We start from the raw sequence: 14241 nt of genomic DNA, 5'->3' as shown, positions 1-14241 counted from the left end.
AAGCTTAATTTTTTGTTTGTAGCGCTTTCTCTGTTGTTTTCCGTTAAATCCCATGATTTGAAGACTAAGGGAGAATTCCATCCTTATCATGTAGGTTCTGTGGAAATCAATTACAACTCAAAATCAAAAACCTTTGAAATCACCGGACGTTTTTTTCTTGATGATCTGGAAAATGGTTTATCTAAAAAATATGGAAAACCTTTGCGTTTTAATGATGAAAAATACAAAGCTCAACTTAATGAAGCTTTAAAAAATTACAGTGCTGAATATTTTAGGTTAAAATCTGACAACAAATTCCTAAAAGTAAATTATGTCGGCTATGAAGAAGATAGCGAATCCGTAAATGTTTTCTTAGAATCCGAGACGCTTACTTCTCCTAAAAAAGTGGAAGCAGCCGTAAGTTTTCTGTATAATTTATTTGATGATCAAATCAATATCGTTCATATCATTGTCAATGGAAATCGTAAAAGCGAAAAGCTTGTTTATCCTAACAGATACCTGTTTCAACAGTTTTAAATGAATATTTACATTAAATAATTATTGTAAAAGGTTTTCATGATGTAAACGATAAGTTGGGGATTAAATTCTATAATTAATCGACTTGAAAAAGGAAATATTTTACTTTTTCTAACTTATTGCACTAAATATATGTTGATTATGAGGTTCTTATTAATTATCATTAATACTTATTATTAATCCTTGTCTTTTAAATAAAAAATATTATATTTGTCTCAACATAAAACGATTAATTTTATATATAAATTGCTATTTTATGTTAAAATATAGTTTTAGTCTCATTGTGGTCGTAGATTAATGAAGCTATTAAAAATTGTATTTTATCAATTATAAAAAGAAACTTAAATAAACTTGTCATGAAACTTAAACAATTTTATCACGTACTCATACGGCTTCGGCAAAGTAGTATAACATTTGTTCAACTAGGGATTAAAAAATCCTTTATAAAACAATTTTCAAACACCATTTTTAATTATAAGAATAAACAACTATTTTTTCAGGCACAATAATTCTACTAACACAAAACAACATAAATGTTCCCAAACATTGAAAAACACTTACCGCAGTAAGTGTTTTTTATTTTTATCATTAAAATGGATTTTCTGTTTTTAGCTGTGCATTGACAGCTTGTGCATGAGCCAGTAGATCCGGAAAAAATGCATCATAACATTCCTGAAGGATCTTTTTGTTTTGAAGAAATAATTCGAAAACAGGAAGGTCTTTATCTAAATATTTTGCTTTATTAAGAACGTTTTGAATACTGAATTTAATTCCCTGATTTTCACGATAATTATAAAGCCAGTCATCATGTTCCATTTTCACGAGCATTCTTTTGAAATTTTCGGGAAGCCATTTTTCATTTTCGTTAAGAACTCGGTATACTCGTAAAGAATGCTCTTTCCAGCCTTGAAGAGAATTTAAGCTTAAATCATTCGCTAAAAAATAATCCATCGAAACATCTACAAACGCCCCGGAATACAATCTCACCAACGGGCTGAAAACTTTTTTAGCCTCATGCAATGCGGGGTGAGCATCAGTAAAAGTATCAATAGCTCTGTGCAGGGTAATTCCGTCCTGAATATCTTTAGGAAAAGAAAAACGGTCTTTGTTTCGGATAAAATCTTCCAGAAACTGTCCGACGATTTGTCCGTCCGAAAAAGTGAGAAAAGAATGAGCCAGATAATTCATACTACAAGATAAGGCTTAAAATTGAAAATCCTCCGAGTATTTTAATTTTATTCGGAGGATTTTGATTGTTTAATTCTATAAAAATTATTTAACGATAAATTTTTTACTTCCTACAAATGATCCTTTCTCATCATAAATATTTAAAAAATATCCTCCGGAATTGAATCCTTTTAAATTAATACTTCTTTCAGCAGTTGTTTGAACAAGCTGTCCTGCATTATTAAATATTTTAAATGAATACCTTTCATTGTCTCGTAACGAAATGGTAATTACATCTTTTGCCGGATTTGGATATAATGTAAATTCTTTTACATTAGGAAGCGTTTCTGAGGTGGATAAAACATCTGGTGAAGCCGTTGGCATAAAGTTAGAAACCACACATGCAAAACGTGAAAATCCGTAAGCTTCGTTGGATGGATTTGTATTTCCAATGGCAATTCCTGTAGGTTCAGAATTATAATTGACGCTTGGATTGGCCCAGCGATTAACTCTTGTACAGTTAAATCCAGCCGCTGAGCATTCATCATTGTAAGCCATAATAGTTCTCCAACGCTGAGAAGAAGTACTCGAAGTCCCGGAATTAATTGCTGTTCTGTTTACATATCCATGATGATGACTGCATGGAGTCGTGCTTGTATTCACATACCAATCGTGCTGTAATCCCATATTATGTCCCAATTCATGCGCTAATGAATAATTGGAAACCGCACAATTATAAAGACTTACACAAAATCCGTTTGCACCGCTGTAATTGGTCGCGTTTGTATTTACATAACCCAGTCCGCAGGTATTGGTTGGCGTTCCGGTAACTAAAGCAACCAAATCGGCTCCATAAGTTGTTCTTAAGGTATGAACAGTGTCCATATACCCATCATTATTGGTTCTTAACCTCGAAAGATCTGTGCTGATATTTCCGGGTTCAGTATAAGCGATCTCCCCGGAATAGACCAGATTAATTGTCACATTAGAAACACCGGAATTCGTTAAAGAGGTATTAAAATTAGTAATGGCAGTCGCTATAAAAGAGTTACTCTGAGAAACTCCGCCCCATGCAGTTCTTGCCGCGGAAGTGTATACAACCATCACGTCAACATGTGAAGCTGCACAAACAGGAGTTGTTGAAAGGCAAACATTAGAATTTACTTTTCCGAATCCGGGAAGGGTAGAGTCTAAAATTTGGTCATCTTTAGAATCCTGATCCAGAATTTTTTGGTCACTTACCATAGATAAAGCGAAAATATCACCATTTGTTTGATGGAACATCACTTTTTCTCCGGTACTCGGAGCATACATTCCAGTTACGATATTGTCATATTTTGAGAATACTAAATCGGATTGTGGTTCGTTTTCAATTTTGTAGACGTAAGATTCACTTTTATTGCTGTAAGTTAAAGCTCTATCAAATTTTGCAGTGATCTGTTTATTATTAGGTAAATTTATTTTGAGATCAGAATCTAAATTAAATGTAGGTTGTTTATAATATTTCGTCGAAATATAACTCGAAGCAAGCTCTTTTGTAATCTTCTGGTCATCTGATAAACTTCCTTCATTAATAGGATTTTGAAAAACACCGATCTGTGCTGACAATAAATTAACGCAGCAAACAAGTAGAATAATAAAATTTGTTTTCATGTCTCTTTAAGTTTTATGATTATGGATACTTAAATATAAACATAATATTTCAACATAAAGTGAATTTATTTGATGATTATTTAAGATTAAAACAATCTTTCGTGAAAATCCTCAATTTTACTTACTTCCTCAATTTTGATACCGTGTTTTCTTTTGGCGATTTTATTAAGATTAGAAACAAAAATAACCTCGTAGCCCAACTTTTCTGCTTCGGTAATTCTCTGTTCGACCTGTGCAACGGGGCGGATTTCACCACTTAACCCAATTTCTCCAGCAAAACAAAAATGTTCTGAGATGGCAATATCTTCATTAGAAGACAAAATAGAAGCAATAACGGCAAGATCCAAAGCGGGATCGTCAGTTTTTATTCCTCCGGTAATATTTAAGAAAACGTCTTTTGAGCCCAATTGGAAACCTGCTCGTTTTTCGAGAACGGCCAACAACATATTTAGTCTTTTAGCATCAAAACCTGTACAGCTTCTTTGTGGAGTACCATAAACTGCAGTACTCACCAATGCCTGAATTTCTAAAAGCATCGGTCGGTTTCCTTCTAAAGTTACGGCAACAGAATTTCCGGAAAGCTCCTCGAATTTTTTAGTAATTAAAATTTCTGATGGATTTTTAATTTCCTTTAAACCTTGGGAAACCATTTCATAAATTCCGATTTCAGCGGTTGATCCAAAACGATTTTTATTAGCCCTCAATAATCTGAAAAGGTGATTTCTGTCTCCATCAAAATTCAACACAACATCTACCATGTGTTCCAAGACTTTTGGTCCGGCAATTTGACCGTCTTTCGTGATGTGACCGACTAAAAAAACAGGAACGTTATTTTCTTTAGCATATTTAATAATCTCGTTGGAACATTCTCTGATCTGAGAAACAGTTCCTGGCGAACTTTCAATTAATTGTGACTGTAATGTTTGAATTGAATCAATTATAACAAAATCAGGCTCTAGTTTTTTAGCTTCATGAAGGATTTTTTCCAGTGAAGTTTCTGTGTAAAGAAAACAGTTCGGATTTTGAACATCCGTTAATCTGTCGGCTCTCATTTTGATTTGAGAAGCACTTTCTTCTCCCGAAACATAGAACACTTTTTTCTTCATTTTCAGGGCAAGCTGTAAAAGCAGTGTCGATTTTCCAATTCCAGGTTCACCGCCGATTAAGGTAACGGAACCTAAGACAATTCCGCCCCCCAAAACTCGATTAAGTTCTTCGGAAGGTGTTTTTATGCGGGGTTCTTCTATTGTTTCAACTTCAACAATATTAATGACGTGTTGCTTTGTTTTAGAAAAAGGAGGTGTTTTAGATGAGGTTTTTTCTACCACTTCTTCCACCAAAGTATTCCATTCTCCACAGTTTTTGCATTGTCCCATCCACTGAGAATACTGTGTTCCGCAGCTCTGACAGAAATATGCTGTTTTTAATTTTGCCATACCGCGAAGTTCTTGATTTTTTTTTGAATTTTTCTTCCGAAATTTTAGTTAATTTTCAAACATGAAAAATATTCTGATAAGTTTGGTAATATTTATTGTAATGAGCCTTTTAAATGCTCAGTGTACAGATTGGTCGGTGAGAAGTTTAGATTTGCCCGGTGGAAGTTTCGGAATGTATTCAATATTAATTCTAATTCTCACCTCAATAATTACAGGAATAGGATTGGTAACTGTAATTATTTTTAGAAAAAGTTATCATTCAATACTAAGAATTGCGATTTTATATGAAGTTATTTACTTGTTTATGTTGATCGTGTCGGGAAATAATCCGTTCTCTTATTTTTCAAATCCAACAAATGAAAATATGTTGTGGATATTGATGTATGGGAATTCTTTAGCCATATTACTTTTAATGTATCTTATTGATTTACTCTATTCAAAAATAAATTCATCAAAAATCAAAAACTAACATAGATCAATGTCAGGTAGTTTTTTACTGCCTACATTTGCCATAAGATTAATCTAAAATAAAATATAATGAAAAAAGTATTCTTAACTTTTGTATTCGCTTTACTAAGCGTTGTAGGATTTGCACAAACAGCTTGGGCAGTAGATCCAATGCATTCTTCAGTGAATTTCAATATCAAACATATGGGAATCAGCTTTGTACAAGGTAGATTCGATAAATTTGACGGAAAAGTGGCTGCTAGTAAAGAGGGTGGTTTAGATAAAGCCGAGTTTAGCTTCTTTGTTAAAACATCTTCTGTAAACACGGGTGTAGAAATGAGAGATAAGCACTTGCAAAGCGCAGATTTCTTTGACGCTGAGAAGTTTCCTACAATGACTTTTGAAAGTACTTCTATCACAAAAGAAAAAAATAATACATACACTTTAAAAGGTAAACTGACTATTAAAGATGTTACTAAAGAAATCAGTGTTCCAGTAACTTACGGTGGAATTACTAAGAATCAACAGGGAAAAGAAGTGATGGGTTTCCAGACAAAATTCACGGTTAACCGTTTAGATTATAACATTAAATATGATCCAACGGGTGCTGGCGTAGCTAAAGACGTTGACGTTAACTTATATTTTGAGTTAGCTAAGCAATAATTTTCATATAAATTTGGTTTAAGAAAAGGCTTCTCAATATTCTTGGGAAGCCTTTTTATTTTATTCCAGTTTAAAATTTTATCATTTATTTGTCATTCCGGAGGAATCTAAATTATGTTTTTAAAGTCTTATTTTTAAGTTAAAAATTAACCTTCCCAGAAGACACCGTAAAAATTCCAAAATCATCAATCAGCATATTTTCTTTCTGAATATTGTTGAAAGTCATCATTCTGTCAAGTTCTTTTTGCGAACGTCTTCTCATGATCCAGTCTTTATTTTGATGATTATTCAGAACATAAGCGATCATTTTCAACTGCGGATGCCAAGGCTGTCCGGTATAAACGATGAATGAATTTTGTTCTGAAATAGAATTAATTCCCTGAATCGCTTTACTTGCCATTTCATTATCTCCAAAAAGCTCTAAAATTCCCGAAACGATGGTGATATTTGGTTCAAAATCTAATTTTTTATACGTTTCAGGATCAAAACAATCAAAATTAGTAAATCTGATATTTTGATATTTCTTTTCCTGAATTACTTTTTCTCCGATCTCAATATTTGCTTTTACAAATTCATTGACGACAATTTCAATTTCAGGATATTTTTCTTTAATATCAAATAAATAGTTGCCAGTTCCGCCTGCAATATCAAGAATTTTTACTTTTCTCCCTTCTTTTTTCAGACTTTGAATTTTTTGTTCTAAAAGCTTGATTAAATGTTGCTTTCTGATTCTAATTCCCGTCCAGCCGATAGCTTCAAGATAATTTTTATCCATCATTTTCCCAAAACCTAATTTCCCTTGAGGCTGATTGTGATAGACATAATCCAAAGAAGCTCCGGAATCAAAGCCATGTTTCAAACCAATCTCCATTCCTTTACTGATCTTTCCTATAGTATTAAGAGACCATTTTTGAAATTTAAAATTCAGGTTATTACCTACATTATTTTGAAGATCCTGATATTCTTTTACAGAAAATTTGTCAGGTGAAAGTGATGCTTTTTTCTGAGTTTGATTAAAACATTTTTCAGCAAAATCTTTAATTTTATCATAAACAAGCTCTTTTCCTGTATCAAATAAAATTCCATGGAAAAAGTTGGGAAGGACTTCATATTTTTTTAAATCTGTATCTAATTGATCATGAAAAATTTTCTGATCTTTATTAAAAACAACATGATCTTTTTCGGCGGATAAAATAAGGGTAGGTGTATCAATTGCTACTGCATCCTCAACCAAACGTTTTCCTGCTTTTGCGAGATCGATCAGCAGTTCTGCATCAATAGATCGTGTGATCAACGGATCTGTATCATAGGCTTTTTGTTGTTCAGGATCATGCGTCAACATGGTTGATTTTACATAACTTTTAATAATCAAACCTTTCTTTAGTTTTGTCCCTAAAGTGATCATTTCATTTGCCAAAGGAACGATAAGATTGATTCTAAAAGCGGGTGCCAAAAGAGCCATTCCTGCAATATTAGATGCGAAATCATGAGCCCAAGCTGAAGCAACAACGCCACCAATACTGTTGGCAAGTATGAAAATATCAGAGATTTTCACTTCATATTTTGACTGTAAAAATTTTGAAAAAGAATCTAAATCACGAACATAATCCATGAAAATGGAAGAGGTTGGCGTTTTTGTATGTCCATGTCCGCGAAGGTCAAATGCAAAAATATTATAGTTTGAAAATTGTTGCGATTGTGCGATATCGTTCAGTCTTTCAGAATGTTCGTGACCACGATGAATGATGATGATGCTTTTTTGTTGAGGTTGATAATTCCATTCACGATAAAAGATTTCGCTTTCATCAAAACTTTTAAAATTTCCGCTGTTCATATTTAAAATTTTTTCAGAAAATCGTAGATGTAAGAATGGATGATTGCATTCTTATTTAGGACTTTCATATTGGTTATTGCTTGGTCTAGAGGTAAAGATAGAATATTTTTCATTACTAAAATTCCGATGGCAGAACTTCTGGTGTAGCCCATCGTACAATGAATCAATATTTTCCCGTCTTTCGGTAACTGATGATAATTTTCTGTGATTTTTGTAACTAATCTTTTTGTTTGATCAATATCAAGCGTTCCAATATCTAAAAAAGGAACGGAGAAATAAGTTGATTTTTCTTTTATTTCATAATTTTCTTCTATTTCTGCTGAGAGATCGTAGACGAAAGTATTTTTATTAATTTCAAAATATTTTAAATCTTCTTTATCAGGTTTTGATGAAATATAAACATTAGGCAAAATTTCTAATGGCTTTTTATTCTTTCTTAAAAACTTCCAGAATATCCAATAAATTAATGAATAAGGAAAGTAAAACAGTTTTTTGTAAAAAGGAATATTTCCGTTAGTGTCTTTTAAAAAGTGAATATTATTTTTTTTGTATTGGTAGCCAACTATGATCATAACGAGAGCTGGCCACAACAAGATTAACCAACATTCATTTGAAAATTTATATAATAATAAAGAGACTAAAACAAAGACCCATCCAATCAAAAAATAAAAATTAGCCACTTGAAAATTCCTATATAAAAAGTTGTTTTTCTGATAAGGAAGTATGATGAAGCTAATATGTGCCAAAATAGTTCCTGTGAGAATGTCAATCAAATGATGTTGGTAAGTTGTTAAAGTAGAAATTCCTATCGCAACGAGCCAAATCATTAAAAATATTCTCCATTTTTTTAAATTTCTAAAAACGCTCCAAAAAATAAAGGCGTACACAATATGTAAAGACGGAGCCTGATTGAAAGGCGAATCAAAAGTTGTTAAAAACTGAAATGAATATCCGAAAATAAAATTATTGACTTCCGGTCTTTGCAAAGAAAATTTTAATGGAAATAATAAAAAATAAATTCCAGCAACAACAGTTACAAACAGAAATCTTTGAGTCAGAACTTTCAGTTGTTCTTTCGTATTACAAAAGAAAAAAACAGCACAGAAAAATAGTCCGCTGGTCATATAAGGAATAATCGTCCAAGGGAGAAACAGAATGTATTTCTCAAAATCAAAAACAAAAGACGAAACTTTTTCAAGCTTTGAAACATACCACGCCGAATAATTGTAAACGATCATGAATACAACGGAACACAGCAACATTGCATAGATTTTCTGCTTTAATTTTGGTCGTTTTTCATCCATTTGGCTTTTCTGAACATGATAATATTTAATAATGAAGAGGGAAGGATGGATAATGACTTCATCATCCATTTCATTTTTGCAGGGAAAATGATTAATTTTTTTCGTTTTTCAATAGCGTCTGAAATAGTTGTTGTAGCAGTTTCAAGATTAGTTAGAAACGGCTTTTTACTTAGATCATTATCATTAAGTTCTCTCAATTTCAATGTGTCAACATACCCAGGAGCAATCGTCGTTACAGAGATACCAAATGGTTTTAAAGCTCGGCGATAAGCATCAGCAATTTGAATCACTGAACGTTTAGTTTTGGTATACAAACTTGAATTTTCATAGTCCATAATCCCGGAAACGGACGCGATAACGGCAATGCTTCCTTTGTTTTGACCTTTCATAGTTTTTTTGGCTACTTCGAAACAATTTACAGTTCCTAAAATATTGGTTTGCAGCATTTCTTCGGCTTCTTCGTAAGAAATATTTCCTGCAACATCTTCTGCGTAACTTCCGGCACAATTGATGAAAATGTCAAGATTTTCATTTTGTAGAAAATCATTTACCGCTGAAAAAATTGAACTTATATCACAAACATCCGCTTGAAATATTTTTAAATTTTCTGAACTGTTTTCAGTAATTTTGGTTAAATCTCTTCCGCAAATTCCCACGCGATATCCTTTTGAAAGATAATGCTGAGCAAGAGAATAGCCGATTCCAGAAGTTCCGCCTGCGATAAAAACGTTCATGAGCGTGTTGTGATTTTCAATTTTAGGTAAAAATAAGTTTAATTTAATGATGAAAGATGTAAAAATCTTAACTGACTTTATTTTTTAATACTCTTGATCGTCTGGTCAAAACCGTATTGCCACTGCATCTCCATATCTTTTACAAATTGTTGATAACTTTTTGGTAAAGAAAGTTCAATCTCAAATTTTTTCCAATTGATACTTTTTCTGATGTAATGTCCTTTCAATTTTTGCTTAATATTATTCGTGTCAATTTGAAAATCTGGTGACTGTTTTTCGATTTCTTCTAACCTTTTATTTCCATTGTATCCTAAAACGGCACGAACAAAAGCTTCTTCAACAGGAGTGTAAGACTGTTTTTTTTCAATAATAACTTCATCAGCAAGATGCTTTGCCAATTCAATTGGGATGAGATCAATCGCTCCACCTGCAAAATATTTCCCCTGAAGTGAAGCGGGAGCAACATAGAACATATCGGAAACAGAAATTCTAGTGCTTGTTAATAAAGAAACATCTGTTCTTATGTTGGGGATTTCTTCGATGGCACTGTGTTTTAAATTTTCAGAATTAATGATGATTTGTTCCGGAATTATTTTCTTTGATGTTTCAGGATCTGTGAAAATTATTTTTTGATATAGTTTTCGGTTATTTCGTTTTTGTCCGACTTCTGATGGATTAAAATTGAGTTTTGAACCAATAATTAAAGTCGGAATTTCTTTTGAAAAGGAGGTGTTTTTCAACGAAGGAAAATCTTCTGACAAATCCTGATTCATCTCAACCAGATATCGATTAAAAACATCTTCAATATAAGGTGCGTTCCTTTTATTAAATAGTTTTTTTAAAGAGAAAAGTCCAATTTCAGAGAGCTTTTTATATTTTGTTAATGCTGTTTGAGATACAAACTGAAAATATTCTTCTGATTGTAAATACTTTTTTCGCGATAAATTATCAGGGAAAGCATTGATGACGGTTGCGGCAAAAGCTCCACCACATGAAGCGATGAGAACATCGGGTTTCATTTTTAGTTCTTCCAAGGCTGCAAACATTCCGAGGTAGATCATTAATCTTGTTCCGCCTCCTGAAAAAATCAAAGCTCTTTTAAATTTTTCGTTCATTTTTTACATCTTTAAAAGAAATGGAAGTATCCAGAAAAAAATTGGAGCATTAAAAATCAGGCTGTCCATTCTGTCTAATAAACCGCCATGTCCGGGAAGTAAATTTCCTGTATCTTTTATATTGTTTTTTCTTTTTAAAAAAGACATAAAAACATCTCCAAAGAATCCTGAAATTCCCAAAATAAAACCTAGAATGGTATTAGTGAGAATATTAGAATTCAATAAAAAGAAACCTAAAATATTACTTAATATAATCGTCAAAAATACACCGCCGAGAAACCCTTCCAAAGTTTTATTAGGACTGATTTTCGGAACAATTTTATGTTTTCCAAAGAATTTTCCCATTAAATATTGAAAAACATCATTTAATTCAGTGACTACCACGATAAAAATAATAGCATAAATTCCTGAAATATTTTCTCTGATAAAAGCTAAATGTGGAAAAGCAAAAAGACAAACTATTAAACCTATTACTATTCCTGACAATTGTTTTCCGGATGATTTTAATAGTAGAAAAGATAATAATATAATGATTGATAGAGCCAAACTGTAAAGAAAATAATTCTCAATATTCAAAAAAAACAATAAAAAGAACTGTGAAACACCAACGAAAATTGAAGAAATAATTTTGTTTATATTCACTTTAAACATTCTCAAAAATTCAAAAAAACATTGAAAACTGATCCATGAAACAAAGATCTTCATTGCTAAAGGATGAGAAATTCCGAGCGCAAAAACTAGGATAATGTAAATCCATGTTTTTACCCGTAAAGGAACGTCTGCAAATTTATTTTCTTCAGGCTTCATGGAGTGATTTTTTTAGTCGGGTATAAGTGCTGATGAGAAGTAATAAAATAATCAGTCCAAATATATATTGAGAATAATTTGAAATATTGACTCCAAAAAATATGATTAAACCATATAAACCTAGAATCAAAGCTCGGTCACTTTTTCCCATTGGTCCATCATAACGACGTTCTTTTCCTACAACTTTTCCAATCAATCCTGCAAATTCATTGATGATGCTTAAAATAATGAAGATTATAATTAAATATAAACTCTCCGGTTGAAATTTTAATAAAGGAAAAAAGATAATCACATCAGAAACAATATCGCCAACCTCATTCAAAACTTCACCTAACTTACTCGTTTGATTGAATTTTCTTGCCATCATCCCGTCCAGCGCATTCAAAGCCATTCTTATCAATAATCCAATCGGCAAGCTAAGGAAAAACCATTTTGAAACATCGGCATTCCAAAATAATACTCCAATAATGACAGATAACAAAATGGAACTGATCGTAATTTGATTGGCTGTAATTTTCTTTTTATTTAAAAATAATAAAATAGGAGTGAGCAGCTGCTGGAATTTTGGTTTGAGTTTATATACCGAAATCATTATGGTTATGGCTTTTTGTGTTTGTTGAGATCAAATATAGATAAATTTTTTCATCAGGATTTATAAATGATAGAAGCATGTTTTACAATTTCATAAAGGTAAAAAATTGCTTTGTGTTTCTTTTTCCCCTAACTTTGCACAAACCTAATCTAATGAGTAAAAAGAATACAAAGTACATCTTTGTGACAGGAGGTGTAACTTCATCTTTGGGAAAGGGAATCGTTTCTGCTTCTCTGGGACTTCTACTAAAATCACGCGGCTTTAATGTAACGATCCAAAAACTAGATCCTTATATCAATATCGACCCAGGAACATTAAACCCTTATGAGCATGGAGAATGCTATGTAACCGAAGATGGTGCGGAGACGGATCTGGATTTAGGTCACTATGAGCGTTATTTGGATGCTCCAACTTCTCAAAATAACAACGTTACGACAGGAAAAATCTACCAAACTGTAATTGATAAAGAAAGAAAAGGAGATTTCCTTGGAAAAACAGTTCAGGTAATTCCTCATATCACAAACGAAATTAAGCGTAGAATTAAAATTTTATCTAAACAAAATTACGATATCATCATTACTGAGATCGGTGGTACTGTTGGAGATATTGAATCTTTACCATACATTGAAACTGTTCGTCAGTTGAAGTGGGAATTGGGAGAGAAAAATTCTATGGTGATTCACTTGACTTTATTGCCTTATCTGGCTTCAAGTGGAGAATTAAAAACTAAGCCATCTCAGCATTCTGTTCGTCAATTGATGGAAAGCGGAATTATGGCAGATGTTTTAGTGTGTAGAACAGAACACAATATTCCAAAAGATCAGAGAGCGAAACTGGCTCAGTTCTGTAATGTTTCTTTAGATAATGTGATTGAATGTAAAGATTTGGAAACGATCTATGAAGTTCCAATGTACCTTCAGAAACAAAATTTTGATGATGTAGTTTTAAAAGAATTGGATCTGAAAAATGATAAAGAAGCTGATCTAAAAGACTGGAAAACTTTCCTTAAAAAATTCAAAAACCCTAAAAGAACGGTGGAAATTGCCTTAGTAGGTAAATATATTTCTCTACAGGATTCTTATATTTCTATTGCTGAAGCTTTCAAACATGCAGGTGCAAGTCTTGAAACTGAAGTGAAAGTAAGATGGGTTTACAGTGGAGATATTACTGCTGAAAATATCAAAGAAACTTTAAATGGTGTTGATGGAATCCTTGTTGCCCCAGGTTTTGGTGACAGAGGAATTGAAGGTAAAGTTCTTACAGCTCAGTATGCAAGAGAAAATAAAGTTCCGATGTTGGGAATTTGTTTAGGAATGCAGATCATGACGATTGAATTTGCTAGAAATGTTCTTGGTCATGCGAAAGCGAACTCAATGGAATTTGATACTTCTACACCTGATCCTGTAATTTCAATTATGGAAGAGCAGAAAAATGTTGTAGATAAAGGTGGAACAATGCGTCTTGGTGCTTGGAAATGTTCATTGAAAAATGCTTCTAAGTTATATGATATCTACGGAGCTAAAAATATTTCTGAAAGACACCGCCACCGTTATGAATTCAACAGTGATTATCTTCAGGAATTCGAAAAGAATGGTTTCTTAGCTACAGGTACAAACCCGGAAACAGGATTGGTGGAAGCATTAGAAATGCCGGATCACCCGTTCTATGTTGGGGTACAGTATCACCCGGAATACAAGAGTACGGTTGCAACACCGCATCCTTTATTCAAAGCTTTTATTAAGGCTTGTGAGAAAAAATAAAAGGATTTTAGTAATACTGAAACCTTCAAGGTTTTTAAAACCTTGAAGGTTTAGATAAAGTAATTATTAGATAACAAACGTCATAAATAAACTCAGACTGATTATTCTCAGCCTGAGTTTATTATATAGTAATATATTATAAGATAGAGTTTTGATAAAAAAACAGTATTTTTGTCGACTCGAAATGTAGCATGGCTACATATTTAAATAGGT

The 14241-nt window shown here is 32.4% G+C and carries 13 protein-coding genes; 4 read left to right on the top strand and 9 right to left on the bottom strand.

Annotated features, from left to right (window positions below):
• Positions 1–57 precede the first annotated feature (57 nt).
• Complete coding sequence (locus tag SB689_RS15895) at positions 58–516, top strand: DUF6702 family protein (RefSeq protein ID WP_410693068.1); 459 nt, start codon at positions 58–60, stop codon at positions 514–516.
• A gap of 588 nt (positions 517–1104) precedes the next feature.
• On the opposite strand, the gene SB689_RS15890 is transcribed toward SB689_RS15895, so the two are convergent.
• From SB689_RS15890 to radA, 3 genes are all read right to left on the bottom strand, one after another.
• The gene (locus SB689_RS15890; RefSeq protein ID WP_410693067.1) at positions 1105–1704 is read right to left on the bottom strand and encodes an ACP phosphodiesterase; all 600 of its coding nucleotides are present in this window, start codon (positions 1702–1704) and stop codon (positions 1105–1107) included.
• Between the two features lie 84 nt (positions 1705–1788).
• On the bottom strand, positions 1789–3336 hold the full coding sequence (locus SB689_RS15885; RefSeq protein ID WP_410693066.1) for a zinc-dependent metalloprotease: 1548 nt from the start codon (positions 3334–3336) through the stop codon (positions 1789–1791).
• 86 nt (positions 3337–3422) lie between these two features.
• Positions 3423–4772 (bottom strand): DNA repair protein RadA, encoded by a 1350-nt coding sequence (radA, locus tag SB689_RS15880; protein ID WP_066755071.1) that lies wholly within the window; start codon positions 4770–4772, stop codon positions 3423–3425.
• Positions 4773–4833: 61 nt separating this feature from the next.
• On the opposite strand from radA, the gene SB689_RS15875 reads away from it, so the two are divergent.
• On the top strand, positions 4834–5241 hold the full coding sequence (locus SB689_RS15875; RefSeq protein WP_410693064.1) for a hypothetical protein: 408 nt from the start codon (positions 4834–4836) through the stop codon (positions 5239–5241).
• Positions 5242–5309: 68 nt separating this feature from the next.
• A complete protein-coding gene (locus tag SB689_RS15870; RefSeq protein ID WP_410693063.1) occupies positions 5310–5882 on the top strand; it encodes a YceI family protein in 573 nt (190 codons plus the stop codon).
• 139 nt (positions 5883–6021) lie between these two features.
• Here SB689_RS15870 and SB689_RS15865 read toward each other — a convergent pair whose 3' ends face one another.
• The 6 genes from SB689_RS15865 to SB689_RS15840 form a co-directional block, all read right to left on the bottom strand.
• The gene (locus SB689_RS15865; RefSeq protein WP_410693062.1) at positions 6022–7716 is read right to left on the bottom strand and encodes a bifunctional alpha/beta hydrolase/class I SAM-dependent methyltransferase; all 1695 of its coding nucleotides are present in this window, start codon (positions 7714–7716) and stop codon (positions 6022–6024) included.
• Positions 7717–7718: 2 nt separating this feature from the next.
• On the bottom strand, positions 7719–9089 hold the full coding sequence (locus SB689_RS15860) for a phosphatase PAP2 family protein (RefSeq protein WP_410693061.1): 1371 nt from the start codon (positions 9087–9089) through the stop codon (positions 7719–7721).
• A complete protein-coding gene (locus SB689_RS15855) occupies positions 8996–9754 on the bottom strand; it encodes an SDR family NAD(P)-dependent oxidoreductase (RefSeq protein WP_410693059.1) in 759 nt (252 codons plus the stop codon). Before SB689_RS15855 ends, SB689_RS15860 begins: the two co-directional genes overlap by 94 nt.
• Before the next feature lie 77 nt (positions 9755–9831).
• A complete protein-coding gene (locus SB689_RS15850) occupies positions 9832–10869 on the bottom strand; it encodes a patatin-like phospholipase family protein (protein ID WP_410693058.1) in 1038 nt (345 codons plus the stop codon).
• A 3-nt stretch (positions 10870–10872) separates the two neighbouring features.
• A complete protein-coding gene (locus SB689_RS15845; RefSeq protein ID WP_410693057.1) occupies positions 10873–11676 on the bottom strand; it encodes a phosphatidate cytidylyltransferase in 804 nt (267 codons plus the stop codon).
• Positions 11666–12268 carry a CDP-alcohol phosphatidyltransferase family protein gene (locus SB689_RS15840; protein ID WP_410693056.1) on the bottom strand — a complete coding sequence of 201 codons (603 nt, stop codon included), beginning with the start codon at positions 12266–12268 and terminating at the stop codon, positions 11666–11668. The genes SB689_RS15845 and SB689_RS15840 overlap by 11 nt, the downstream gene beginning before the upstream one ends.
• 152 nt (positions 12269–12420) lie before the next feature.
• On the opposite strand from SB689_RS15840, the gene SB689_RS15835 reads away from it, so the two are divergent.
• Positions 12421–14028, top strand: coding sequence for a CTP synthase (locus tag SB689_RS15835; protein WP_410693055.1), 1608 nt, complete (start codon positions 12421–12423; stop codon positions 14026–14028).
• Positions 14029–14241 lie beyond the last annotated feature (213 nt).

Source organism: Chryseobacterium sp. SIMBA_038 (assembly GCF_046535115.1).
Lineage (GTDB): Bacteria > Bacteroidota > Bacteroidia > Flavobacteriales > Weeksellaceae > Chryseobacterium.
The sequence above is the reverse complement of the archived record's forward strand: the minus strand, read 5'-3'. Positions and strand labels throughout refer to the sequence as shown.

Bases quoted from the DNA above. Each gene is read 5' to 3' on its own strand.
- SB689_RS15890 (WP_410693067.1), bottom strand. From the start codon at position 1,704: ATGAATTATCTGGCTCATTCTTTTCTCACTTTTTCGGACGGACAAATC.
- SB689_RS15835 (WP_410693055.1), top strand. From the start codon at position 12,421: ATGAGTAAAAAGAATACAAAGTACATCTTTGTGACAGGAGGTGTAACT.
- SB689_RS15845 (WP_410693057.1), bottom strand. From the start codon at position 11,676: ATGAAGCCTGAAGAAAATAAATTTGCAGACGTTCCTTTACGGGTAAAA.
- SB689_RS15850 (WP_410693058.1), bottom strand. From the start codon at position 10,869: ATGAACGAAAAATTTAAAAGAGCTTTGATTTTTTCAGGAGGCGGAACA.
- radA (WP_066755071.1), bottom strand. From the start codon at position 4,772: ATGGCAAAATTAAAAACAGCATATTTCTGTCAGAGCTGCGGAACACAG.
- SB689_RS15885 (WP_410693066.1), bottom strand. From the start codon at position 3,336: ATGAAAACAAATTTTATTATTCTACTTGTTTGCTGCGTTAATTTATTG.
- SB689_RS15870 (WP_410693063.1), top strand. From the start codon at position 5,310: ATGAAAAAAGTATTCTTAACTTTTGTATTCGCTTTACTAAGCGTTGTA.
- SB689_RS15855 (WP_410693059.1), bottom strand. From the start codon at position 9,754: ATGAACGTTTTTATCGCAGGCGGAACTTCTGGAATCGGCTATTCTCTT.
- SB689_RS15875 (WP_410693064.1), top strand. From the start codon at position 4,834: ATGAAAAATATTCTGATAAGTTTGGTAATATTTATTGTAATGAGCCTT.
- SB689_RS15865 (WP_410693062.1), bottom strand. From the start codon at position 7,716: ATGAACAGCGGAAATTTTAAAAGTTTTGATGAAAGCGAAATCTTTTAT.
- SB689_RS15840 (WP_410693056.1), bottom strand. From the start codon at position 12,268: ATGATTTCGGTATATAAACTCAAACCAAAATTCCAGCAGCTGCTCACT.
- SB689_RS15860 (WP_410693061.1), bottom strand. From the start codon at position 9,089: ATGGATGATGAAGTCATTATCCATCCTTCCCTCTTCATTATTAAATAT.